We start from the raw sequence: 24,838 nt of genomic DNA, 5'->3' as shown, positions 1-24,838 counted from the left end.
TCGAGCATCATGAATAGCTTCGGATACATTCAGAGAGATCAATGTAATACATAAACCAGTTATACAATGAAATATAAGGAGAAAAATATGAAACAAGCCTCCTCTACCCACAAATCGTGCCAGCAATCATTGACAGATCAACTAATTCAACGTACCCGGATAACCGTGGTCGGCGCGTTTGTCCTTGCAGCCCTCGCAGCTACGCCTTCCGCTCTCGCTGCCTCACACACGGCTCCGAATGAAAAGGTGAATGTGCTACTTATTGTACTTGATGATGTCGGTTTTGCTGACCTTGGAGCCTTTGGTTCAGAAATTAAAACCCCAAATATCAACGCCCTGGCCAGCTCAGGCGTCAGGTATAATCAATTCGATACGAAAGCTATGTGCTCGCCATCACGAGCCTCCCTACTGACCGGTCGAAACAACCATACGGTCAATATGGCTGACCTCCCACCGAAAGGAAAGCCAACACCATCGCAAAAGGTCCCACTGGGATCAGGGCCGTCTGACAGTGGAGAAATACCGCTGAACGCGCAGAATATAGCGCAAGTACTTAAGGCCGACGGGTATTCAACTTATGCATTTGGTAAATGGCATATGGCTCCTTTATACAAAGACAATACAGAGCGGAATAAACCCTTTTATCCACGGCAACGCGGGTTTGACTATTTTTACGGTTTTTTAAGTGGCCACTCTGACCAATATCATCCGGACCTGGTAGAAAATAATACAGTTTTACCTAAAGTTGAACACCCGAGCGGTTACCATTTTTCTACCGATATTGTTAATCACGCGATTGATGCTATAACAAAAGATGCAAAAAAGCCCAAACTTGTATACCTGGCATTCGGAGCTGCTCATGCACCTTATCAGGTACCTGACACCTATATTCAGCAATATAAAGGGTTATACTCACAAGGTTGGGACGAGCTACGGCGCCAACGTTACGAACGACAGATAAAAATGGGCATCATCCCTACCAATACCAAATTACCACCGAGAGAAAATGGCGATGCAGCCTGGGCCTCTTTAAATCCAACTGAAAAAAGAGTCTATTCAAAGTTTATGGAAACCTACGCCGGTTTCCTAACCCATACCGATCATGAGATTGGTCGGATAATCGATACGCTTAAAAAAACGGGTCAGTATGATAATACAATGATCGTATTTTTAACCGATAATGGAGCCGCTTCCGAAGGAGGGCCACATGGGGGTTTCCAGGTCGCCTATAATGATAAAATGCCGGTTGAGGAAATGGATAAACGTCTTGACGAAGCCGGCAGCGCTTCTACATATATGCTGTATCAACGCCCATGGGCCTATGCCGGTACTACACCATTCCGCAGATATAAACTCTGGCCATATTTAGGTGGAGTCAGGACTCCATTAATTATTTCCTGGCCTCAGCATATTGATAACCCGGGAATTATTCGGCATCAATATGTCAACATCATTGATTTGGCACCAACCATTCTACAGGCAACAGGAACAAAATTTTCTGCTTCTGTGGACGGCCAAAAGCAACTACCGATTGCAGGAAAATCTATACTTGATACATTAAATTCCGATATGGCGAAAACTCGCGATATCCAGTACTTCGAGTTGCGTGGACAACGCGCTATTACCTGGGGAAAATGGCGTGCGGTTGCCATGCATGACGTAAATACCGATTTCTCTCAGGACAAATGGGAATTATTTGATACCGAAAAAGACTTTTCCGAATCCACAGATTTAGCAAGCCAGAATCCGGAAATTCTATCAAAAATGAAGGAAATATGGCAACAGGAGGCAGAAAAATATAGCCAACCAACGGCATTTCAGCCTGATCCCACACTTTATAAAAACAACAGTATGCAGGATGGCATAAAAAACTGATTGGGAATTAAATCTTACCTGAACGTTGTGGCTATAGGAATAAGGGGTGACTCGTAAATTTCGTTCATTTTACAGAAGCCCCATTCATTATCCAGCACTCCATTGATTTGAGCAGTAAAGATGATTAGTTCCTTTCCTGCAGTATATAAGATTAGCTCTCAAACGGGCAGATAAGAATATGCAAAAAAATAACGGTTCTTCCCCCACAAAATGGTGGCAACGAGGTAAACGTCCAGATTATCGGTTTTCTCTCGCAAACGAACGCACCTTCCTGGCATGGATCCGTACAGCGTTGGCACTGCTGGCAGGAGCTGTTGGTATTCAACAACTTACCAGCCACACAGATTCATATCTTGCTAGTTATTTGCTGCCTTCGATGTTGACGCTCGGAGCAATCGCTCTGGGAAGCATGGCCTGGAGACGCTGGAAACAAAATGAAAAGGCAATGCGCCACGATGATGACTTATCTTATTCGAAGTTATTACCAATATTATCCGTCTGGCTGCTGGCCATTGCTGTAGTCATTATGTATATGATTTTTATGGCATGATGGTGAAATAATCATGCGCGATCCCGGACTGCAACCAGAACGCACCTCTCTTGCCTGGGCCAGAACCACTTTTTTAGCACTTACAATTGCGGTACTTTTCTTCAGACAGGCCATACTGTGTGAAAAAATTTCATACGCTGTCGCAGGGATGATGATGTTTGCTGCAGCTCTGTGCAGTTTTACCCTGAACCATACAGTTGACGACTCTCTGAAAATTCCTCCCCTTAGCACTCGGTACCCGCTCAGATATTTCCTGCTGTTGTCGTTTAGCGTATCAGTGGTATTGTCAGGTTTATGTTATCTTGCTGAACTGTGGGGTATTCCTTAGAGGAACCGACATTTTGCAAAATTATTTATTTTACTCCCATTTGAAACATGTAGGATTTACTTATGAAAAAAGCTGTACCTCATTCATACGACAATATGCGCAGGATAAACGATGGCGAGTTCAATATGGGATCCAACCTGCATTATCCGGAGGAGCGGCCGGTCAGGCCTAAGCATGTTCATGGGTTTTGGATTGATATTACCCCTGTAACAAATAAACAATTTGCTCAATTCATTAATGACACCGGTTACGTAACCACTGCGGAAAAAACTGTCATAGAGGATTTTCCTGATGCAGATCCGGCACTTCTTGATGGTTAGGATTTTCAATCAGTTATTATTAACGTTATAATATCAAATCTCTGCCTGTGAGGTAGCCTTGGTGGTGCGCTTACAAAGAACCTATTCGCTTTCCTTCAACGCACGAAAGGCGGCGGCCGTCAGCAGATGGCTGCTCAGCTCTATCTGGTAGACCATTTTTATCTGCGGATAAGGTGCTGTCTGGCTGGCATAAGTCTGTCGCGGGAAGGAGGCATAATTCTAAGGAGTTTCTGGCGTTCGCCAGACCACGCCATCCATGGGCAGCAGCGTCAACCCGTACCAGTGTGGATGAGTGACAGAGCAGTGCAGTTTCAGTGAATCCCCCTCGAACTGCCTCGCTGCCCAGTCTTTGATGTACCTGGATAACCTTGATTTGGCGACTTTAGACCTATGAACCCGTTGTTATTTTGTCACGGGAAAGGCTTTCCCAGATGCCAATCACTACCAGAATCACCGTCGTTAAACCGCTAACCATCAGTAAATCCGTGTGAAACGCCAGCGGGAACAACACGATAAAGGCAATCAGGCCAATAAGGTGCGACAGTGGGAATCTGCCGTGAATGATGCGCTTATACACAACGTTAGCCAGAATATAAATAGCGGGGCCGAGGATTAACACGACGGCGGTTACGGACTGTATGCGCTCGTCGGGGTGCGCAATCACTTGTTCATTAGCCACTGCGCAGACAATAATTGCCCCAACCAGCACGACATGAATATAGTGGAACCAGGCTCCCATTTGACCGGGATTTTTCGAATGAGTAATGGCATGACTTCCTGTTTTGCTGCTGGTATCGAAATAAACCCACCACATCGCCAGGCTACCGACAAAGGCAACCAGTGCAGCAATGACGATGGGGAGACTCCAAAACTCAAGCTCACTTAGTGTGGCTCCCGTGATAAGAATTGTTTCACCTAGTGCGACAATCACAAACAGCTGGCAACGTTCGGCTAAATGATGACCTTCGATAGTCCATTCCTGATTGCTGTCCGAACGCCCCAGTCCTGGCAGACGGAACCCGAACATGGGTGAAAGGTATTCGCACAGCACCGCAACGGCCCACAGAGCCAACCTGGCGTGACCTTCAGTAAAACCCCCGATGATCCAGAAAAGCGCTGAGATGCAAAGCCAGCCCAGGATCCGTTGAAAATTCTTCCTTAACGGATTATCCCGACCCAGTAAACGCAGGATGACCAACGAGCGGCCTACCTGAATAGCGGCAAACGAAAGCGCGAAAACCATTCCGCGTTCACCAAAAGCTTCTGGCAGGGCCGCCGCCGCAAATAGCCCCAGGAGCATAATGGCGAAAAGCAGTAAGCGGATCTGGCGAGTATCAGGATCGAACCAGTTAGTGACCCAGGCGGTATATTGCCAGGCGAGCCAGACAGCGAACCACAGCACCAGCGTTTGCAGGGCTCCTGTCAGCGTCAGGTGATGTAGCAGGTAGTGAGAAAGCTGGGTCACTGCAAAAACATAAATCAGATCGAAAAGCAGCTCTGAAAATGAAACACTGGCGCCGTGGCCATCGCGGGAGCGAAGCAGGGTTCGAGCCATAATCTTACCTTAGTAATAAGTATGTTGTCAGACTGCGTGGCAATAATAATCGAACAACAGAGTAATTCCAGTCAGTTACCCGCAAATCAGCAAAATCCGGCGTATGTACTGGGAAAATCTTATTACCGGTTTCGGGTGTCCGCCGGACGCCTGTAAGGCCAGGCTGTACGGAATAAGGAAGCTTTTGATGGTCGATGTGGTGTCCCTGGAAGATTAAATAAGAGGGCGAAGCATGAGCTTCGCCCTCTTATCACGCACCAGTGTGTTTATTACCCGTGCGCACTCCCCCTGCTGGTCATCTAGCTGCTTCAGGCAAAGTGTGCAACCATTTACCTTGATTGAACTGGTTTATTCGAACGTAAGCGCACCGTGAAGGACGTGGGGTAAAAATTAGTTTACAGAGAGAGTAACGTTCCAGAGCAACAGCTCTTTCACGCGGTTGGCAGGCCAGGTGTTGATGACACTGATCACGTGACGTAGCCTCGTTTCCAGCTCGATGCCGTTAAGTTTGCAGCTACCTATCAGGCTGTACATCACTGTTGCACTGTCGCCACCACCATCAGAGCCGAAGAACATGTAGTTACGACGCCCCAGCGCAACCACCCGGAGGGCGTTTTCACACAGGTTATTGTCGATCTCCACCCAGCCATTGCGGCAGTATTCGTTCAGGGCATCTATATGAACGCATCCCGTTTTGCAAGGCGTCCATTGTTTTGACTTTGTCAGGTAGGTTGCAGCTCTATATCCGGCCTTAACACAGCCAGAGCTGCGGGCCACTATGAGATTCGCTGACTTGCCCCTTATTCCCATTACGAGCTTTAAGCTCTGGATGCCCTTCAGGTTTAGCAAGTCACGGTCTTACCTGTCTTGATCATAACTCTGGCCACCATAGCAACCTTTCAGCATGCACCATTTGTAAGCGTTGATTTTTATCGATATCAGCGATTAATACGGCCTGATACTGACATGATTTTTATCGTATTTACGGCCATGGGCTGTGATAGCCCATACAGTCCGCGCCAGTTTGTTGGCCATACTCACCACAGCTACGCTGACAGGCCTTCTTTTTATCAGTTCCGTTATCCTCGCCGGCGAACCTGAGCGTTCGGAGGCAGATGTAGTTTTTGAGACGACGAAGAAATCAACATTTAAACCTCACTTCACTGGTCTGAAACCAGCTTTCAGCAGTTCCGGTGATCCACAGGAAAGAAAAGTTGGCAGCTATCGCTGCTACCCGGTCACTACCCCTACACGCCAGATCCATCACCCGCTTTCGGCGGAATATACAAAATTTTGGCGGCTTGCCGCTTACAACCCCATCCCGGAAATTTCGGCGGTTCCGGCGTACAACCCCTTCTAGGATACGAAGGGCCTCTTCGAAATCCTTAGGCCCGTGCGCTAAGCCGTAGGTTCTGCTCATCGCTGTATGTAAGGGCTCAAAAGATGAGCGAAGGGTCACCAAGGATACCCCATACTCCGCCAGAAAAAACATCGCTATCAAAAGGTGCCTGCACCGATGATCGATGTGTGTGCGGAAGGCGGTGTCCCAAATCTGGCGAGGATTATTCAGCGCGTCGATAAAATCTGCAGGGTAGTTGGCAGGTTCAATATCGCGGACACGAAATGCGTCTGTCATGGCCTCGATAACACGTGGGTTATAGTTCTTATGATCAACAATTTCCCCAAGCTTATTGCTTTCCAATAGGGCCCGGATATACGGCTGAGGTGTCTCTGAGACGAGAAGATGATTGTAAAGAATCCGTGCCTTGATCTGGCGTGTATAGACACCAACATCGAGTACATACTTCGTTACATCGAGGCGCTGATCGCCAAGATGTTCTGAAACCCTCCGGGCTTCCTCAAAGATGTACGCCCGCGTCGTCAGAATAAAACGGGCATTGGGTGAGCGACGTACTCGGCTCATGAACCGCGCCAAATCAGAATTTTTGTACGCCAAAGCTTGCCGGTCAAGAGCAACCTTTCCCAAAAAGTCGTCGAATAGGAATACCTGCTTTTTGCTGTCGGCAATAGCAGCGAAGCCGTCCTCCAGACTACGGATGGGAACGAGCTCCCACTGCTCACTCAGGAAGGTGTAGCAAAGCATCTCGGCCAATATCGTTTTGCCTACACCCGGAGGCCCGGAAATGATAAGAAGACGATGCTTCTCTAAAATGCATGGCAATAATGGATACTCCTAGACCATGGTCTGTTCACCGTTAAATTTCTCCAGATAGACTTCCATTTCGCGAGTCCACCTAGGGGCGGGTACCAAGGTCACCATTAGCCACGGAAACCACCATACAAGTATGAAGAGCATCATAAACGGTGCGACCATTTCGGCCGAAGCATGAGAAACTATATAGATAATGAATACTATCAGTAGAACTGCGTTTGCAATCTGACCTGCCAGAAAAAGACGCCAGCGAAAACAATGCCATTTCCTGTTGAACACAATCCGTCCATCCCGTTCTTCGAGCCAGTTACGCCACGGCTTGAGATAACCAGCCCGCAACCCATAACGATCACACATTATTACAGCCAAATCCTGCAGCCGATAATTATACAAGCCTGTGAGCCGATAAAGGCTGCGCTGACGAAGCTCACGCTTTGCCAGACGGACCGCATTTTTATTCAAATATGGCTGTGTAAGCATTTGCTCTAGCCGGCGCTTCCTAAGATTGAGTAGTCCACGAAAGACACTACCAGATTCAGCATTAATTACTCTGTGACGAACTACACCGAGTACAATATAGATAAACAGCAATAGCCAGCCGGTCTTAGGGTATTGATTCATCCATTGTATAATTACAGACAACTCAGGCACTCTTATTTTTCCTTTTTATGCAATCCAGATAAAACCAGTAAAGATTCAGTAAATTTTAGCGGCTAAAATTACTCTCCTAGCGTAGACAAAAGAAGCATATCCACTTAACTTACTGATTGTTAACTACTTACTAGTCCATTCATCAATCATATTCGCCCAATCTTGTAGCATCTCAGCCCTCTGCTCACGATATTCAGCCTTGTTATAAACAGCTCGTACCCCTTTTTTTTCATGAGCAAGGCTCTTCTCAATCCAGTCAGTATTGTACCCGGCCTCATGTAGCAAGGTGCTGGCTATACGCCGTAAGTCATGGGGACCAAACTTAGGCAACAACTCCCCTTCTTTCTGAGCCAGGCGATACGTCAGTGTCAAAACCCGGTTTAAAGTAGCGCTACTCATTGGCGCATCGGAATGCGTAGCGCGAAGGAAGAATAAAATCAGAGCTACCGGCAAAGGTTTTGAGTGCAATCAAAATATCCATTGCCTGTCGGGGAAGAAAAACCAAATGTGGATTGCGTCGTTTCATCCTCTCCTTTGGTATCGTCCATACAGCTTCACTAAAATTGACCTCATCCCAGGTCGCGTTAGTAAGCTCACTTTTACGTACCATCGTTAACAGTAATAGTTTAACTGCGGCTCTGATTGATGGCGTCGAGCCTACACATTCCATATAACGGTACATCAACCCGATTTCACCTGCCGTCAATGCCCTGTCACGAGGTTCAAATTTTGCAATGCTTGCAGGACGTACCAGATCAGCTGGATTCTCCACCTTCTGACCGCGCTCAATAGCCCAGCGATAGACTTGCAATACAATCTCTCTGGCGTGTACAGCTGTCGCCGGTGCTCCTCTCTCGACAATATTATCGGTTAATGCGCGTAAGTCTTCATGCGTAATCTCACTCAGTTTCTGCTGGGCAAATTTTGACTTCACCTCCCTTTGATATACCGAACGCCGCATATCACGCGTCGATTCAGCCATTTGATAACCGCGTAACCATTTCTCAGCCCACGCACCAAAAGTCTCCGCATCTTTGATACGCGCTTTATCTCTGGCTTTTTCCCTCGCAGGCGATCTTCCATCGGCAACCATTTTTTTGGCTTCATTGAGCCGTTCACGCGCTTCTGCAAGCGTGATCCCTCCAACACCATAGCGGCCAAAAGTAACGGTCTCCTGTCTTCCGTTTATTGAATAGTTATAACGAAATGAGATCGTTCCAGCCGGAGTGACCGCAACATACAAACCATCACGGTCATTAACTTTATAGAGTTTCTCCTTCGGCTTAAGGTGACGCAGCCTGGTGTCAGTCAACATGGTTTATTGTTTTCCTTCATCAAAAAATACCATGTTGTAAAAAATTCAGAAAAGTCATTTAACTCTCTGTTTTTAATTGAGTTATAAAAAACAAATACCATAACTCAACCGAAATTTATCACATGGTACTTTTTCAAACCTGAATTCGAAATCAGAGAGTACCATCAAAAATTCCATTGAAAAAACCGTGCTTCCCGTTGCCAACAGCTGCCAGAAAGTGCCAGACACAAAAACAAAAAAGCCCGCAGTTACGCGGACTTAGAGGTACTTTACTGCTTTTACGTGCAGGCTGTTGCCAGACGCGAAATCATTCCCACTCGATGGTGGCCGGCGGCTTGCCGGAGATATCGTACACCACGCGGGAGATGCCGTTGACCTCGTTGATGATGCGGTTGGAGACGCGGCCGAGGAAGTCATAGGGCAGGTGCGCCCAGTGCGCGGTCATAAAATCGATGGTTTCCACCGCACGCAGGGAGACCACCCAGTCATACTTACGGCCATCGCCCATCACGCCGACGGAACGTACCGGCAGGAAGACGGTGAACGCCTGGCTCACCTTATGATACAGGTCGGCCTTGTGCAGCTCTTCGATGAAGATGGCATCGGCGCGGCGCAGCAGGTCGCAGTACTCTTTCTTCACTTCACCCAGCACGCGTACGCCCAGGCCCGGCCCCGGGAACGGGTGGCGGTACAGCATGTCGTACGGCAGTCCCAGCTCCAGACCGATCTTACGCACTTCATCCTTAAACAGCTCTTTCAGCGGCTCGACTAGACCCAGCTTCATCTCCTCCGGCAAGCCGCCCACGTTGTGGTGCGACTTGATCACGTGCGCCTTGCCGGTGGCAGAGGCGGCGGACTCGATCACGTCCGGGTAGATGGTGCCCTGCGCCAGCCACTTGACCTGGGGCAGCTTGGTCGCCTCTTCATCGAATACCTCGACGAAGACCCGGCCGATAGTCTTGCGCTTGGCCTCCGGGTCGGCGATGCCAGACAGCGCCGAGAGGAAGCGCGCTTCGGCGTTGACGTGAATGATGTTCAGGCCGAACCGATCGCCGAACATGTCCATCACCTGCTCGGCTTCGTTCAGGCGCAGCAGGCCGTTGTCCACGAAGACGCAGGTCAGGCGCTTGCCGATGGCACGATGTAGCAGCAGCGCGGTGACAGAAGAGTCCACGCCGCCGGACAGGCCGAGGATCACCTCGTCGTCGCCGATCTGCTCACGCATGCGGGCGACGGCATCTTCAATGATGGTGGCCGGGGTCCACAGCGCGGCGCAGCCGCAGATCTCCAACACGAAGCGCTGCAGCACATGCTGGCCCTGATGGGTATGGGTAACCTCCGGGTGGAACTGCACGCCGTAGAAGCGTTTTTCTTCGTTGGCCATAATGGCGTACGGGCAGGTTTCGGTGCTAGCGACAGTGGTGAAGTCAGACGGGATCGCCGTCACTTTGTCACCGTGGCTCATCCACACGTCCAGCACGGCGTTACCGTTGGCGCTAAGGGCGTCCTGAATGCCGTCGAACAGACGACCCGGCGCCGTGACTTCTACCTTGGCATAGCCAAACTCGCGCTCGGTGGAGCTCTCCACGCGACCGCCCAGCTGCATGGCCATGGTCTGCATTCCGTAGCAGACGCCCAGGACCGGGACGCCGGCCTGGAATACAAACTCCGGCGCACGCGGGCTGCCGGCTTCGGTAGTGCTCTCCGGGCCGCCGGACAGAATGATGCCGCTGGGGTTGAACTCGCGGATCTGCGCTTCGCTGACATCCCACGCCCACAGTTCGCAGTAAACGCCAATTTCACGCACGCGACGGGCCAATAACTGGGTGTACTGTGAACCGAAATCCAGGATCAGGATACGATCTTGATGAATATTTTGCGTCATTAGGGGCTCTGTATTGGCAAATTGATCGGGCAAAACGGTACAAACTCAGCGGGCCCGGCGCAGCGCCGGGCCCAGCTCGCCGGGTTAGGAACCCAGACGGTAATTCGGTGACTCTTTGGTAATGGTCACGTCGTGTACGTGGCTCTCCTGAATACCGGAGCCGGTGATACGCACGAACTGCGCCTTGGTGCGCAGCTCATCGATGGTCGCGCAGCCGGTCAGCCCCATGCAGGAGCGCAGGCCGCCCATCTGCTGGTGTACGATCTCTTTCAGGCGGCCTTTATAGGCCACGCGCCCTTCGATGCCTTCCGGCACCAGTTTATCGGCGGCGTTATCGCTCTGGAAGTAACGGTCGGAGGAGCCCTTAGACATTGCGCCCAGCGAGCCCATGCCACGGTAGGACTTAAAGGAGCGCCCCTGGTACAGCTCGATTTCCCCCGGAGACTCTTCGGTCCCGGCCAGCATGGAGCCGACCATGACGCAGGCGGCGCCGGCGGCCAGCGCCTTGGCGATGTCGCCGGAGAAGCGGATACCACCATCGGCGATCACCGGAATGCCGGTCCCTTCCAAGGCGGCGACGGCGTCAGAGACGGCGGTGATCTGCGGTACACCGACGCCGGTCACGATACGGGTGGTACAGATTGAGCCCGGTCCGATACCCACTTTGACGGCGTTCACCCCGGCGTCGGCCAGTGCCTTGGCGCCGGCGGCGGTGGCGACGTTACCGCCGATGATCTGCAGCTGCGGGAATTTAGCGCGGGTTTCGCGAATGCGCTGCAGCACGCCTTCGGAGTGACCGTGAGAGGAGTCGATCAGCAGCACATCGACGCCGGCCTCGACCAGCGCGGCGATGCGCTCTTCGTTACCGGCACCGGCGCCGACGGCGGCGCCGACGCGCAGGCGGCCATGCTCATCCTTACAGGCGTTCGGCTTGCGCTCAGCCTTCTGGAAATCTTTCACGGTGATCATGCCGCGCAGGTGGAAGCTATCGTCTACCACCAAGGCCTTCTCTACGCGCTTTTCGTGCATGCGCTGCAGCACCACGTCGCGGGCTTCGCCCTCTTTCACCGTCACCAGACGCTCTTTCGGCGTCATCACGGCGGTGACCGGCTGCTCCAGGTCCGTCACGAAGCGCACGTCGCGGCCGGTGATGATCCCCACCAGCTGGTTATCTTCCGTCACCACCGGGTAACCGGCAAAGCCGTTACGCTCGGTCAGGGCCTTCACTTCGCGCAGGGTGGTGCTCGGCGTCACGGTCTGCGGGTCGGTCACCACGCCGGATTCGTGCTTTTTCACCCGGCGTACTTCTTCGGCCTGGCGCTCGATGGACATGTTCTTATGGATAAAGCCAATCCCCCCTTCCTGCGCCAGCGCAATGGCCAGACGCGCTTCGGTGACGGTGTCCATGGCGGCGGACAGCATAGGAATGTTCAGGCGAATAGTGGTAGTCAGCTGAGTGCCAAGTTCGGCGGTGTTCGGCAGAACGGTAGAATGGGCAGGAACTAAAAGAACGTCGTCAAACGTCAGGGCTTCTTTAACAATACGTAGCATGGGCAATATCTCACCAGAGAGGAAGGTCAAACCAGATTTAATATTGCCGCGGCATTATACAGGCCGGAATCGGTTGCCTCCAGCATTTTTTTCAAAAATATCTTGCGATGCATGTTCATGCATGTAGTATCGACTAATTAACAGTATGATTTTAAGTTTGATCTAGGTCACATGACGCAGCCTGTTACCCCCACCATCTTTACCGTCAGCCGGTTAAATCAGACCGTGCGCCAGCTGTTGGAGCTGGAGATGGGGCAGATTTGGCTGTCGGCCGAAATCTCCAATCTTTCCCAGCCCGCCTCCGGCCACTGGTATTTCACCCTCAAGGATGACAAGGCACAGGTGCGTTGCGCCATGTTTCGCAACAGCAACCGCCGCGCCACCTTTCGTCCGCAGAATGGCCAGCAGGTCCTGGTGCGCGCCAGTATCACGCTGTACGAACCGCGCGGCGACTATCAGCTGATCGCCGAAAGTATGCAGCCGGCGGGCGACGGCCTGCTGCAGCAGCAGTTCGAGGCGCTCAAGCAGCGTCTGCAGGCCGAAGGGCTATTTGACGTCGGCCACAAGCAGCCGCTGCCGTCGCCGGCGCGCTGCGTCGGGGTGATCACCTCCACCAGCGGTGCGGCGCTGCACGACGTGCTGCATGTGCTGCGCCGGCGCGATCCGGCCCTGCCGGTGGTGATCTACCCCAGCGCGGTGCAAGGCGCCGAGGCTCCGGCACAGTTGGTTGGCGCCATCAAACGCGCCAACCAACGGGCGGAGTGTGACGTCTTGATCGTCGGACGCGGCGGCGGATCGTTGGAGGATCTGTGGAGCTTTAACGACGAGCGGGTCGCGCGGGCGATCTTCGCCAGTCGTATTCCCATCGTCAGCGCCGTCGGCCATGAGACCGACGTCAGCATCGCCGACTTTGTCGCCGATCTGCGCGCGCCGACCCCCTCGGCGGCGGCCGAAGTGGTCAGCCGTAACCGGGACGAACTGCTGCGCCGTCTGCTGAGCCAGCGTCAGCGGCTGGATATGGCGTTGGATTATACCCTCGCGCGCCGCCGTCAGCGCCTACAGCAGCTGCGTCACCGCCTGGAGCAACAGCACCCCCAGCTGCGTCTGGCGCGCCAGCAGGCGCGACTGCTTAGCCTACGCCGCCGCCTGGAGGAGGCCATCGATACCCGGCTACGCCTGGCGGAGCGACGCTGGCGCCTGGGCGGTGAACGCCTGCAACAGCACTCTCCGGCGCATACCCTGCGCCAGCAGCAGTACCGCCTGCAGCTGCTCAGCCACCGATTGGAAAGTCAGCTGCAGCGTAGCGTGGCTGCCCGGCGGGAGCGCTTTGGCGCCCTGTGCTCACGCCTGGAGGGCATGAGCCCCCTGGCAACGCTGGCGCGCGGCTTCAGCGTGACCCAGCGCGATGACGGCCAGCTGCTGCGCCGCCGCGAGCAGGTCGCTCCGGGCGATACCCTGCGCACCCGCCTGGAGGACGGCTGGGTCGAAAGCCAGGTCACAGCCACCCGGCCACTGACCGCCCGCCGCCCCCGCGGGACAAAGGGCTGCGCGTAGCCCCCGCTGTAGCTATCCCTGCCGCTGCATCATGCGGGCGGTGGTGATAGCCTCGATCAGTTGACGCCGGTTGATCCGCGCAGATCCGTCGTCCAGCAGGCGCTGCCATAGCCCGATCGCCCGCGGGTAGTCCGCCAGCATAAAGGCATCCGCCGCCAGCAGCATCAGCGCGGAAACCTCCCCGGGATCGAGACGCAGCGCCATGCTGATATCCTCCTGCACCTGCGGCGTCATCTGCTGCCCGGCATCGTAGTAGCCCGCCGCGGCCCGCGCCGCCCACAGCTCAGCGCTATCGGCGCGCAGCGCGATGGCCCGATCGTAGGCGCGCAGAGCGTCGCGACTCTGTCCCAGCCACAGATAGTGCTGCCCCAGCGCCGCCCAGGCCTCACCGCTTTCGGGTGTCGCCCGCACCGCCTCCCAGCGCTGCGCCAGCATACGATCCGCCTGCTGCTGGGGGGTAAACAGTCGCTGCGGATCGTCGCGCAGACGCTGCGCCTGCAGCACCAATGCCGCCCGTCCGCTCAGACCATAGCCCGCCAGTGCCAGGCTCAGCGCCAGCGTCGGCAGCAGCAGCGCGCGCCAGAGGCTCATCGCCGCCTCCGCCACAGCCCGACGACGATCATCAACAGCAGCAGCGGCGGCAGTCCCCACAGCAGTGCCGTATGGCGATTGACGGCGGGTCGATAGCGCACAAACTCGCCGTAGCGCGCCGCCATAAAATCGACGATCTGCGCCTCATCCTGCCCCTGCGCCACCCGGCGAAACACCTCATGGCGCATCGCCACGGCCACCGGCGAGTTGGACTCGAGCAGGTTCTGATTCTGGCACTGGGGACAGCGCAGCTGGGCGGCGATGGCCAGCCCTTGGGCGCGCGCCTGGGGCGAAGGAAACGCCCACGCATCCACCACCTGCGCCCGCGCGGCCCCGCACAGCAGCAGCAGCGCCCATAGCCCCCTCTGATGATCCTCATGGCTCCCTCCGTCGCGCCCGCAGGCACAGCAGCGCCCCGGCGATCATCAGACCGCCGCCGCACCAAATCCAGCGTATCCCCTGGCGCAGGTACAGGCGCAGGGCATAGCGATCGCCCTGCTTTTCCGCCATCAGGGCGTACCATTCATCGCGCCAGCTCCAGCTGATGCCCGGCTCAAACATCTGCTGGTTGCGGGCCAGATAGTGGCGCCGCTCCGGATACAGGCGCGCCACCGTCTCTCCCGCCCGCTGCACCCAAATCTCCCCACGCTCGGCGGTATAGTTGCCGCGCGCAAACTGCGTCACCTCCCGCAGGATAAAACGGTACTCACCCAGCTGCGCCGACTGCCCGGGCGCCAGCGCCACGCTGCGCTCCTGCTGTCCGGCGGCGTGCAGCCCGATCCCCAGCGCGCACAGCAACGCCCCCAGGTGAGCCAGGCGTCCCCCCGCCCCCACCCTGCGTCGCAGCCCGCCATACAGCATCAGCGCCAGCGCCAGCAGCGCAAACGGCAGCAGTACGCCGTTAAAGTAAGGCGCCCCCACCGAAATCCGCCCCCAGCCCAGCAGGCCGTACAGCATGGGATACAGCGTTCCGATCAGCACGATCAGCGCCGCGGCGCTGAACAGCCACAGGATCCCCAGCAGCGGTAGGGAGACCGACGCTGTCACCGGCGTCAGCCGCCCCGCATACAGGGCGTACAGCATCAGGGCACCGACGGAAAGGCCACCGAACAGCAGCAACAACGCCAGCGCCCGCGCCTCGTCCAGAGCGAAGGCATGCACCGACAGCAAAACGCCGGAGCGCACGATCAGCGTACCCATCAGGGTAAAGATCAGCGACGTCAGCGCCAGCAGCAGCGACCAGTGCGCCAGCGCGCCGCTGCGCCGAGTGACACTCAGGCTGTGCAGCAGCGCCGTCGCGCTCAGCCAGGGCAACAGCGAGGCGTTTTCCACCGGATCCCAAAACCAGAACCCGCCCCAGCCCAGTTCGCTGTAGGCCCACCATGACCCCAAGATGATCCCGGCACTCAGGCACCCCCAGGCCGGCAGCAGCCAGCGCCAGCAGCCGTCGGCCATCGCCTGCGCCGTCTGGCGCGCCAGCAGTCCGGCCAACAGGCGGGCGGCGCACAGGGCCAGCCCACCATAGCCGAGATAGAGCAGCGGCGGATGGAAGATCAGCCCAGGGTGCTGCAGCATCGGATTTAGATCGCGCCCCTCCGGCGGCGCGGGAAACTGACGTGCGAAGGGATCGCCGAGGGTGACGATAAACAGCAGAAAGGCGCCGACGATCAACGCCATCAGCCCTAGGGTATAGGCGTTCGCCTGCGCCGCCTGACGGCGGGCGCACTGGGCATACAGGGCGCTCCACCCCGCCAGGCACAGCAGCCACAGCAGCAGCGACCCCTCGTGGCCGCCCCAGGCGGCGGCCAGCTTTAGCCCGCGCGCCAGCGCGGAATGGCTGTGCTGGGCGACATAGCGCAGGGAGAAATCATCCGCCAGCAGCGCCAGCAGCAGCAGCGCAAATCCCGCCGCCGTCAGCGCCAGCTGAGCCAGCGACCAGCGCCGTGGACACAGCGCGGGTAGGCGTTGCGCCCACGGCGCGCCGCCCGCCAGGCTCAGCAGCGCCGTCAGCAGGCTGACGCACAGCGCCAGCAGCAGGGCAATAAATCCCAGTTCAGGCCACCACAGCACACCGGCTCCTTAGGGGGTAGGTTCGCCTCATCTCCGGCTCAGACCACCGTCAGCTGCCCGGCGTACAGGATAAACAGATGCAGCAGCAGCAGGCCGCACAGCGTTATCCCACTCCCCAGAAGGATGCGCAGGCGCAGACTGCCCCGCGTCACCAGGCGCAGCAGCAGGGGCAGGATAATGCCGATGCCGACCACGCCCAACCACAGCCACCAGCTCCAGAAGCCGCCGTCCAGCAGCGTGGCCAGCGCCCGCTGCTTCGCCGCGTCGCCCTGCGCCAGCCCCAGCACAAACAGCAGCAGCAGCGCCAGCAGCACGCCCCCGAGGGGAGCCTCGATGCGGCGCAGACGCGCCTGCTCCTGCGCCACATCGTCGCCGTGCAGCCACAGCGAGGCCAATAGGGCGACCGCCACGCCACAGCTCAGCGCGGCGCACAGGAACAGCGCGGGCAGCAGGGGCGAGTTCAGCATCGGGTAGGACTTCAGCGCCGAGAGCAGCAGGCCGTTATAGATGCCTAGCAACAGCGCCAGGATCAGCAGGATGATGGACAGCGGACGCCGCAGCCCCTGTAGGCGCATCAGCGGCGCCGCCAGGCGCAGGGCGCTCGGCTGCCTCCGCTGCAGCAGCCCGATCAGCGATGGCGTAAACCACAGCGCCAACCACAGCAGCAGCAGCGGCAGGTAGAGCTGGAACAGCAGCACTCGCACGGAGAGCACCGAACTCAGGTTATAGTGCAGGCTGACCTTCCAGAACATCCACGGCCGCGCCAAATGCAGCGCCAGCATCAGCAGCCCCAGCATGACCGTCAGCGGCGCCAGCCACAGCGTGGCGCGCATCACCGCGCTGGCCTCCGCGCGCTCTCCGCGCCAGCCGCGCGCCATGACCGCCAGCGCGACCAGACCTGCAGAGACGCTGACCAGAAACAGATCGATGGCGATGGGCCAATCCCAAACCAGCGACGGAAAATGAAACGGCGATGTCATGGGGTCACCTCCCCGTAGCGGAACGGAATGCGATACAGTTTCGGGCGGGTGCCCAGCGCCAGCTTGTAGCGGTAGCTCGGCTGTTCGCGCAGCAGGCGGCTCACCGCGCTGGTGGGATCGTCAAGATCGCCAAAGGTGAGCGCCCGGGTCGGACAGGCCAGCACACAAGCGGGCTCCTTACCCGCCTTCAGGTTGGTTTTACGACAAAAGTCGCACTTATCGGCGGTACGGGTCTGCAGGTGAATGAAGCGCACCCGATAGGGGCAGGCGGCGATGCAGTACTGACAGCCGACGCACAGATCGGGATTGACGTCGACAATGCCGCTGGCGACGTCGCGGAACGATGCGCCGGTCGGGCAGGCATTGACGCAGGGCGCATCGTCACAGTGCTGGCAGGAGTGGCGGAAAAAGCGATATTTCACCGACGGAAACTGGCCGATGGGTTCGCTGCGGATGATCTCCAGACGTGATACGCCGGCGGGCACCCGGTTAACCTCACGGCAGGCCTCCATGCAAGCGGTACAGCCGATGCAGCGATTTTCATCATACACCATGCCCAGCCGGACGCCCTGCGGCGTCACGGCAGAGGCCACCACCCGCGGCAAGGCGCCGCCGGAGAGCGCCATGACGCCCAGCCCGGCGATGAAACGTCGACGGGAGCAACTCATGGCCGCAGCTCCTTACCCGGCATTTTCAGCGTCACCGCTGCCGGATCGAACGCCGGGTTATCCTGCTGCTGGCGGTGACAGTCTACGCACAGCGCGACGCGCTCGCGCTCGTTCAGCCGGATGACCGGATCCGACTGCGGATGCAGGCTGTGACAGGCGGCGCAGTTCACCGTGGTCAGATGTACATCGTGCGGCCAGAACGCCTTTTGCAGCTTCTCTGGTAGATGGCAGGACATACACACGCTGTTTTGCTGTGCGGCGCTGTGCCCGTCACGGTTGAAGCGCATCACGTCCGGCGCACCGTCGCGGTGACGCTCAAGGGAGACATTGCCGTGACAGTTGCTGCAGGCGATCGCCGAGCCGGTATTGGGATTTTTCTCCTGGCTATGACGCCCGTGCAGGCGATCCTGCGGTGTTTTATGGCAGTCCAGGCACCCCTGGTTGGGATCGCGCTGTAAGACGACCTCTGCCTGCGCTGGCGTCGCCCCCTCTCCCGCCGCCGGCGGGGTGGAGAGTGACGGAGTGGAAAGCAGCAGCCCACTGACCAGCGCCCCGGCGGTAAATAACAAACGCAGTAGGTTCATGATGACTCCATCTGCAGTGCCCCGCAGCGCGGGGCGCAGGGGTTAATGGTCCAGGCGCCCGGCGCTGCGCGCCTGGGCTTCCCACTCAGGAACAACCGTATTCAGGAAAGTCTGCTTTTCCTGCGTAAACTGCTGCATATTCATCCCCAGCGCCTGCTGCGCTAGCGCCTTGGTGGAAATATCCGGCAGCGGTACCGCGTCGTTGACGCCGTGGTTAGCCAGCACCCGCACCAGCTGCGTACGCGCATTGGCCGCCTTGTCCAGCGCGGTGCCCAACATCCGTAGCGCGACGTCCGGCGCATGCATATGCACGCCGTGGGAGGCAATAGAGAAGTCCCAGCGCCACTGGGCGTGGCGAATGTCGGTCAGGATCGGCTGCATTTCGGCCTCGCTGGCACCGGCGGCCCAAGCGGCCTTGGCCTCAAAGTGCGCCCGTACCAGCTGATCCTCAACCTTCAGCTTAATCTCATTGACATCCTGCTTGCGCTTGGCCACGGTCTGCTGCAGCGTCGCTTTATCCTGGGTATGACAGGTCCGGCAGGTCTGCTCAAAGCTATCGAATGGATTGCCTATCTTATGGCTGGTGTACAGCTTGCCTTCGGCGTTCTGCACCTTCGGCATATGGCAATCGACGCAGGAGATGTTGTTCTGTCCGTGGATCCCGGCGCGCCAAGTCTCATAATCCGGGTGCTGCGCCTTCAGCATCGGCGCCTTGGAGAGCGGGTTAACCCAGTCGGTAAAGGCAATACCGTCGTAATAGGCCTCGATCTCATCGACGCTGGTGCCCTGATCCCAGGGGAATTTGACGGTTTTATCCTTGCCGGAGAAGTAGTACTCCACGTGGCACTGACCGCATACCATCGACTGCTGATCGATGCGGTTGGCTTTATCGAACGGTTTGCCAATCGCCTCCAGCGCCCGCGCGGCGTAGGGGCGCGACAGCTGCAGGGCCGGTTTGCCGGCGGCAAAGTCATCGGAGGCAGTATTATGGCAGTCGGCACAGCCCAGGGCGTTGACGATCTCCGGCCCGCCGCGCGCCCACATGCCGTGGAAATAGGCCGCTTCTCCCTGCTCCGCGATCACCCGCGCCACGTCCGGACTCTTACAGCTCCAGCAGGCCATCGGCTGAGGCCCATCCTCCGGCTTCATCGGCGCACCAGTGCGCAGGGTCTCGCGCACGTCGGTCAACGCATAGGCGTGGCCGCGCGGCTTGTTATAGTCCTTAGCAAAGGCGTAGCCGGCCCACAGGATCACCAGACGCGGATCCTCCGCCAGCGCATCGCTAAGTTCACTCTGCTCGGCGGTGGCCTTCCAGGAGGCATACTGGTCAGGGTGCGGCGCGGCGAAGCGATCATTGCGCGCCTCGATCTTCGGCGGCGCCTTCTCCGCCGCGGCGGCGGAATCCGCGGCAGCCGCCTGGGCCCCCCCGCCAAACAGCGCCAACGCGGCGCCAATCAAAATACGCTGCAGCGCATTGCTTACCTTAATCATAAGCATTCCATCCAGAGTTATATCCCTGTCGCACACGAGTCATGGCACGCAGGTTATGAGTTATACATCGCACATCCGTGGGCGTAAGGGTGAAAATAGATTCACCAAGTCGATAAAGTAATCCCTACCACCGCCTATCGGGAAATATCACCCGACCACCGGAAAATAAAAAACACCCCACTCCGTGCGCAGCTTAATTTTTATTTGTCACGCCTAGCATGAATGCAAAAACCAGATAAAAAATATTGTTTTTGATCAACACCGATAAATACCACACAGGGCAAAGGTGTATTCTGTAATTTAAAACACGGAGAAAATGTAACCGAGAATTTGTACAGAGGAATTATGTGGAAATTACGACATAAAGAATAAAATCTATAAAACAAAATCACAATAAATAAAAAATACCCCAATCGGGGTATTTAAATATAATTAAAAATAAATCTGTATTCAGCAGGGAATATAGCATATGTGCAGCTGCTTTTTAGAGATCAGCCCATGCCCATGCGGGCAGAAATAATCAACGGCGCCGCACGCCTTCAGCTCCTGTAGTGGCTGCTGGCACTGGGGACAGCGCGCCTCACGGCGATAGGCCTGACGGCAGGATGGGCAGAAAAAGCGCCCATCCTGCTGCCACTGTAGCTCATGCTGGCACTGCGGACAGCTAGCTTGCATCACACTCTCCTAAATAACGCCCCACTGGCGCAGGAAGTAAAGCCCCAGCGCCGTGGTAAAAAACGATCCCAGGGTGGTAATGGCGATAATATTCGCCGCCAGCGTCGCATTGCCGCCCATAGCCCGGGTCATCACGTAGCTCGCCGCCGCCGTCGGCGTGGCGCTCAGCAGAAAGATCACTCCCAGCGTAACATGGCGGAAACCGCAGAGCCAGGCGCCGCCGGTCAGCAGCAGCGGCACCAGCAGCAGCTTGGCCAGCGAGGCATACCCCGCCACGTTCGAGGCGCCGAACATGGCACGCCAGTCGATGCTGGCGCCGGCGCACAGCAGCGCCAGGGGCAGGGCCATAGCGGACAGAAAGTTGCCGGTCGCGTGTATCACCTGCGGCATCGGCAGACCGGCCGCGCTCCACAGCAGCCCCAGCACGATAGCAATGATCAGCGGATTGCTGACGATCCCACGCAGCATGGTGCGCCAGCCGATCCCACGCTGGCCGTCGCCGTACAGCGAACGCGTCAGGGTGATCACCGACAGGACATTGAACAGGATCACCGTCACCGCCATGTAGAGCGAACCGATGGCAACCCCCTCGCTGCCGTAGGCGCTGGCGCAGTAGGCCAGGCCGACAATCGCCGTATTGGCGCGAAAGCCGCCCTGAACAAAGATCCCCCGCTCACGCGGATCGCATACCAGCCAGCGCGATACCCACTCCAGCAGGAGAAAGCTCAGCAACGTCGCCCCGGCACCATACAGCACAAAGGGCAGATTCTGCCGCAGAGAGGCCTGTGCGGTGGCGATGCTGAAAAACAGCAGGCAGGGCAGCGACAGGTTAAACACCAGCCGGGTCGCACTGTCGCAAAAGCGATCGTCGAGCAGCTGGCAGCGGCGCAGCAGTATGCCGATCAGCAGCATCAGCAGGTTAGGAACGGTAACGCCAAAGGCAAAACTCCAGGTCTCCCAGGACATAGCGCATCCTTGTTACAGGCGGGAAGAATAGCGGGCGGCGCAAGGCACTGACGGGAAGGCACCGCATCGGCGCGCGGCGCCGGGCCGCCGTAAGGACTTACTCACCGGCGGAAACTGCCTGGGGCCCACTCCCGCCGAACGTATCACGCGCGGTCAACATGACCGCCAACGACGCCCAGAACAGGTACGATAAATAGCCTAACATAGGGCCGAGGCAAAAAAAACGGGACACCAATGTGTCCCGCTATTAACGATTACTTCGCCTTTTTCAGGTGGCTCAACAAACGCTTACGCTTACGCATCTGGTTTGGCGTCAAGGTGTTGCGCTTATTGGCGAACGGGTTATCCCCCTCTTTAAACTGAATGCGGATCGGCGTCCCCATCACGTTCAAAGAGCGGCGGAAGTAGTTCATCAGGTAGCGCTTGTAGGAGTCCGGCAGATCCTTCACCTGGTTACCGTGGATCACCACGATCGGCGGGTTATAGCCCCCGGCGTGCGCATACTTCAGCTTCACCCGGCGCCCGCGCACCATCGGCGGCTGATGGTCATCCTGCGCCATGGTCATAATGCGGGTCAGCATCGCGGTGCTGACGCGGCGGGTAGCGCTTTCGTAGGCTTCCTGAATCGATTCGAACAGGTTGCCCACGCCGCTACCGTGCAGGGCAGAGATGAAGTGGATGCGGGCGAAGTCAACGAATCCCAGACGCAGATCCAGCATATCCTTCACCTGCTCTTTGACCTCCAGGCTCAGGCCGTCCCACTTATTGACCACCACCACCAGTGAGCGCCCACTATTGAGGATAAAGCCGAGCAGAGAGAGATCCTGATCGGAGATCCCCTGGCGGGCATCGATCACCAGCAGCACCACGTTGGCATCCTCAATCGCCTGCAGCGTCTTGATGACCGAAAACTTCTCAACGGTATCCGTAACCTTGCCGCGCTTGCGCACCCCGGCGGTGTCGATCAGCACGTATTCGCGCTCGTCACGCTCCATCGGAATATAGATGCTGTCGCGCGTGGTGCCCGGCATGTCATACACCACCACCCGGTCTTCGCCCAGGATGCGGTTGGTCAGCGTGGACTTACCGACGTTGGGACGCCCGACAATCGCAATTTTAATGGGCTGATTGATGGGATCAAACGCCTCTTCCTCCTCCTGCGCCTCGCCGTCGGCTTCCGCCTCCAGCTCCGCCCAGTAGGCCGCGTTCTCCTCTTCCTCGCTCAGCACCGGCGCCGGCGCTTCCTGTGGAATAAACGGGACCAGCGCATCTTCGATAAGCTGGGTCACACCGCGCCCATGGGAGGCCGCGATAGGGTGAACCTCCCCCATCCCCAGGGAATAAAAGTCCCCGACGGCGACCTCGGCGTCAATGCCGTCGGTTTTGTTGGCGACCAGGAACGTCGCCTTATCGCGGCTGCGCAGGTGGCGGGCAATGGCCTCGTCCGCCGGCAGCAGGCCATCGCGGGCATCGACCAGAAACAGCACGATATCGGCCTCTTCAATCGCCATCAACGACTGCTCCGCCATGTGGGTCTCGACCCCGTTTTCGGTGCCGTCGATACCGCCGGTATCGATAATGATAAACTCGTGACCGTTTACTTCAGCACGACCATACTTGCGATCTCGGGTTAATCCGGGGAAGTCGGCGACTAACGCATCGCGGGTGCGCGTCAACCGGTTGAATAAGGTGGATTTCCCCACATTCGGGCGCCCGACTAGCGCGACGACAGGTATCATTGTTGAAGCCTCTATTACGTAATGTCATTCCCCGCCGCCGTCGGCGACGGGGAAATATGCAGAAGACGAAACGGCCCCTGAGGTCATCAGGAGCCGTTCCGGGCGGCGAAAGCCGCCCTATATCATGTTATAAATCAACGAGATATGGCGTAAACTTCACCATCGCGCGCCTGAATAATCAGGTTATCGCCCGCCACCTGTCCAGCGCTGAGCAAGCCGGAGCCGTTCAGCTTCTGCTCAACCACCAGACGACCGTCGTCCGGATTGATCCAGTACAGGTAACCTTCGGCGTCACCGACCACCAGATAGCCACGGTACAGCACCGGCGCCGTTACGCCGCGGTGTAGCAGCTCGCTGTTTTTCCACAGCGCGACGCCGCCGCTGGTGCTCATGGCGGCGACGCGGCCATCCTGATCCACCAGATAAATACGCCCGCCGTCGACGATGATATTATTCACCCCGCCCATATCGCGTTTCCAGACGATCTGGCCAGAACGCAGATCCAGCGCGGACAGGCTGCCGTTGTAGCCCAGGGTATACACCACCCCGTCCACCACCACCGGCGTCATATCGATATCATTCAGGCGATCGATCTCAGTCGCACCGGTCGGCTGAGCCACCCGCTGCTGCCAAATCATCTGCCCCTGCTGCAGCAGCACCGCGCTGACGCGGCCATTGTCACCGCCGACGATAGCGGCGCCATAGGCCACCGCCGGAGCAGATTCACCGCGCAGGGTCAGCGACGGAATATCCAGGCTGATGGTCCACTTGATCGTACCATCGCTCTCATCCAGCGCCTGCAGCATCCCGTTAGAGGTGTGGATCAGCACCAGACCGTCGCTGACCACCGGACGGGAGATCGCCTCGCCGGCTACCGTCGTTTTCCAGGCGACGCTGCCGTCATCGCTGTTCAGCGCATAGACGACCGCGTGCTCAGAGCCGACATAGATCTTGTTGCCGGAGACGGTCAGGCCGCCAGACAGCAGCGCATCGCGACGGGAGAACCAGCCCTCTTTCTCGCCAAGGTTCACCGACCACAGCTTATCGCCGTTTTCGGCGTTCATCGCCATCACCAGCCCCTGACGATCAGCGGCGTAGATATGGTTATCCTGAAACGCCGGACGCAGGTGGGAATAGAAGTCACCGACACCGTTACCGACCGAGCGGCTCCATACCGTCTGCGGCGTAAACTGGTTCTCTACCTGCGGCAACGGGGCCATGACGACCGTATCCGTCTCGCCGCCGAACCAGGAGCATCCGCTCAGCATAGTTGCTGACAGTAAGCCGACCAGGAGCGTTTTACGCAATTGCATCGAT

Annotated in this window: 21 protein-coding genes and 4 pseudogenes; 5 read left to right on the top strand and 20 right to left on the bottom strand. The window is 57.2% G+C overall.

Translation table 11 applies throughout. The features are described 5' to 3' along the window. The first annotated feature begins 87 nt into the window (after positions 1-87). The 4 genes from QY76_RS06435 to QY76_RS17725 all read left to right on the top strand — a co-directional run bounded on the left by QY76_RS06435 (position 88) and on the right by QY76_RS17725 (position 3,073). Positions 88-1,875 (top strand): arylsulfatase, encoded by a 1,788-nt coding sequence (locus tag QY76_RS06435; RefSeq protein WP_235439453.1) that lies wholly within the window; start codon positions 88-90, stop codon positions 1,873-1,875. 178 nt (positions 1,876-2,053) lie between these two features. After that, positions 2,054-2,425, top strand: coding sequence for a YidH family protein (locus tag QY76_RS17735; protein WP_071844123.1), 372 nt, complete (start codon positions 2,054-2,056; stop codon positions 2,423-2,425). A 13-nt stretch (positions 2,426-2,438) separates the two neighbouring features. Continuing rightward, positions 2,439-2,753: a DUF202 domain-containing protein gene (locus QY76_RS19675; RefSeq protein ID WP_071844122.1), complete on the top strand. Its 315-nt coding sequence runs from the start codon at positions 2,439-2,441 to the stop codon at positions 2,751-2,753. Between the two features lie 62 nt (positions 2,754-2,815). After that, positions 2,816-3,073, top strand: a complete 258-nt coding sequence (locus QY76_RS17725; protein WP_045425639.1) for an SUMF1/EgtB/PvdO family nonheme iron enzyme — start codon at positions 2,816-2,818, stop codon at positions 3,071-3,073. Positions 3,074-3,178: 105 nt separating this feature from the next. Here QY76_RS17725 and QY76_RS19190 read toward each other — a convergent pair. The 9 genes and pseudogenes from QY76_RS19190 to guaB all read right to left on the bottom strand — a co-directional run. Then, positions 3,179-3,361: pseudogene (locus QY76_RS19190) on the bottom strand (IS4 family transposase); the annotation flags it as partial. A gap of 100 nt (positions 3,362-3,461) precedes the next feature. Then, positions 3,462-4,628, bottom strand: coding sequence for a low temperature requirement protein A (locus tag QY76_RS06425; RefSeq protein WP_034165364.1), 1,167 nt, complete (start codon positions 4,626-4,628; stop codon positions 3,462-3,464). Between the two features lie 390 nt (positions 4,629-5,018). Then, positions 5,019-5,300 (bottom strand): annotated as a pseudogene (locus QY76_RS06420) (transposase); the annotation flags it as partial. A 273-nt stretch (positions 5,301-5,573) separates the two neighbouring features. Further along, a pseudogene (locus QY76_RS18655) lies at positions 5,574-5,711 on the bottom strand (IS110 family transposase); the annotation flags it as partial. Between the two features lie 58 nt (positions 5,712-5,769). Further along, the gene (locus tag QY76_RS06415) at positions 5,770-6,810 is read right to left on the bottom strand and encodes a hypothetical protein (protein ID WP_338271248.1); all 1,041 of its coding nucleotides are present in this window, start codon (positions 6,808-6,810) and stop codon (positions 5,770-5,772) included. A gap of 12 nt (positions 6,811-6,822) precedes the next feature. Next, a complete protein-coding gene (locus QY76_RS06410; RefSeq protein ID WP_034165365.1) occupies positions 6,823-7,452 on the bottom strand; it encodes a hypothetical protein in 630 nt (209 codons plus the stop codon). A 123-nt stretch (positions 7,453-7,575) separates the two neighbouring features. Then, a pseudogene (locus QY76_RS06405) lies at positions 7,576-8,767 on the bottom strand (tyrosine-type recombinase/integrase). 307 nt (positions 8,768-9,074) lie between these two features. Continuing rightward, complete coding sequence (gene guaA / locus QY76_RS06400) at positions 9,075-10,652, bottom strand: glutamine-hydrolyzing GMP synthase (RefSeq protein ID WP_034165367.1); 1,578 nt, start codon at positions 10,650-10,652, stop codon at positions 9,075-9,077. Positions 10,653-10,736: 84 nt separating this feature from the next. After that, complete coding sequence (gene guaB / locus QY76_RS06395; RefSeq protein ID WP_034165369.1) at positions 10,737-12,203, bottom strand: IMP dehydrogenase; 1,467 nt, start codon at positions 12,201-12,203, stop codon at positions 10,737-10,739. A 171-nt stretch (positions 12,204-12,374) separates the two neighbouring features. On the opposite strand from guaB, the gene xseA reads away from it, so the two are divergent. After that, positions 12,375-13,757, top strand: coding sequence for an exodeoxyribonuclease VII large subunit (gene xseA / locus QY76_RS06390; protein ID WP_045425636.1), 1,383 nt, complete (start codon positions 12,375-12,377; stop codon positions 13,755-13,757). 12 nt (positions 13,758-13,769) lie between these two features. Here xseA and QY76_RS06385 read toward each other — a convergent pair whose 3' ends face one another. The 11 genes from QY76_RS06385 to bamB form a co-directional block, all read right to left on the bottom strand. Then, positions 13,770-14,348, bottom strand: coding sequence for a hypothetical protein (locus tag QY76_RS06385; protein ID WP_045425634.1), 579 nt, complete (start codon positions 14,346-14,348; stop codon positions 13,770-13,772). Beyond that, positions 14,345-14,662: a cytochrome c-type biogenesis protein CcmH gene (locus QY76_RS06380; protein WP_371201438.1), complete on the bottom strand. Its 318-nt coding sequence runs from the start codon at positions 14,660-14,662 to the stop codon at positions 14,345-14,347. Before QY76_RS06380 ends, QY76_RS06385 begins: the two co-directional genes overlap by 4 nt. Positions 14,663-14,723: 61 nt before the next feature. Beyond that, on the bottom strand, positions 14,724-16,418 hold the full coding sequence (nrfE, locus tag QY76_RS06375) for a heme lyase NrfEFG subunit NrfE (RefSeq protein ID WP_034165375.1): 1,695 nt from the start codon (positions 16,416-16,418) through the stop codon (positions 14,724-14,726). Positions 16,419-16,456: 38 nt separating this feature from the next. Beyond that, entirely contained in the window at positions 16,457-17,398 is a 942-nt protein-coding gene (gene nrfD / locus QY76_RS06370) for an NrfD/PsrC family molybdoenzyme membrane anchor subunit (RefSeq protein WP_034165377.1), read from the bottom strand. Next, positions 17,395-18,066 carry a 4Fe-4S dicluster domain-containing protein gene (locus QY76_RS06365; protein WP_045425631.1) on the bottom strand — a complete coding sequence of 224 codons (672 nt, stop codon included), beginning with the start codon at positions 18,064-18,066 and terminating at the stop codon, positions 17,395-17,397. The genes nrfD and QY76_RS06365 overlap by 4 nt, the downstream gene beginning before the upstream one ends. Continuing rightward, positions 18,063-18,650 (bottom strand): cytochrome c nitrite reductase pentaheme subunit, encoded by a 588-nt coding sequence (gene nrfB, locus QY76_RS06360; RefSeq protein WP_034165379.1) that lies wholly within the window; start codon positions 18,648-18,650, stop codon positions 18,063-18,065. The genes QY76_RS06365 and nrfB overlap by 4 nt, the downstream gene beginning before the upstream one ends. A 42-nt stretch (positions 18,651-18,692) precedes the next feature. After that, positions 18,693-20,141 (bottom strand): ammonia-forming nitrite reductase cytochrome c552 subunit, encoded by a 1,449-nt coding sequence (gene nrfA, locus QY76_RS06355; RefSeq protein ID WP_034165380.1) that lies wholly within the window; start codon positions 20,139-20,141, stop codon positions 18,693-18,695. 450 nt (positions 20,142-20,591) lie between these two features. Continuing rightward, positions 20,592-20,816, bottom strand: a complete 225-nt coding sequence (locus tag QY76_RS06350) for a zinc ribbon domain-containing protein (protein ID WP_034165381.1) — start codon at positions 20,814-20,816, stop codon at positions 20,592-20,594. Between the two features lie 9 nt (positions 20,817-20,825). Next, a complete protein-coding gene (locus tag QY76_RS06345; protein WP_034165383.1) occupies positions 20,826-21,782 on the bottom strand; it encodes an AEC family transporter in 957 nt (318 codons plus the stop codon). A gap of 254 nt (positions 21,783-22,036) precedes the next feature. Then, positions 22,037-23,521 carry a ribosome biogenesis GTPase Der gene (gene der / locus QY76_RS06340; RefSeq protein WP_045425623.1) on the bottom strand — a complete coding sequence of 495 codons (1,485 nt, stop codon included), beginning with the start codon at positions 23,519-23,521 and terminating at the stop codon, positions 22,037-22,039. Positions 23,522-23,655: 134 nt separating this feature from the next. Continuing rightward, complete coding sequence (gene bamB / locus QY76_RS06335; RefSeq protein WP_034165385.1) at positions 23,656-24,834, bottom strand: outer membrane protein assembly factor BamB; 1,179 nt, start codon at positions 24,832-24,834, stop codon at positions 23,656-23,658. Positions 24,835-24,838: the final 4 nt, after the last annotated feature.

Source organism: Edwardsiella sp. EA181011 (genome assembly GCF_000800725.1).
Lineage (GTDB): Bacteria > Pseudomonadota > Gammaproteobacteria > Enterobacterales > Enterobacteriaceae > Edwardsiella > Edwardsiella anguillarum.
This window is presented reverse-complemented; position numbering and strand designations above follow the sequence as displayed.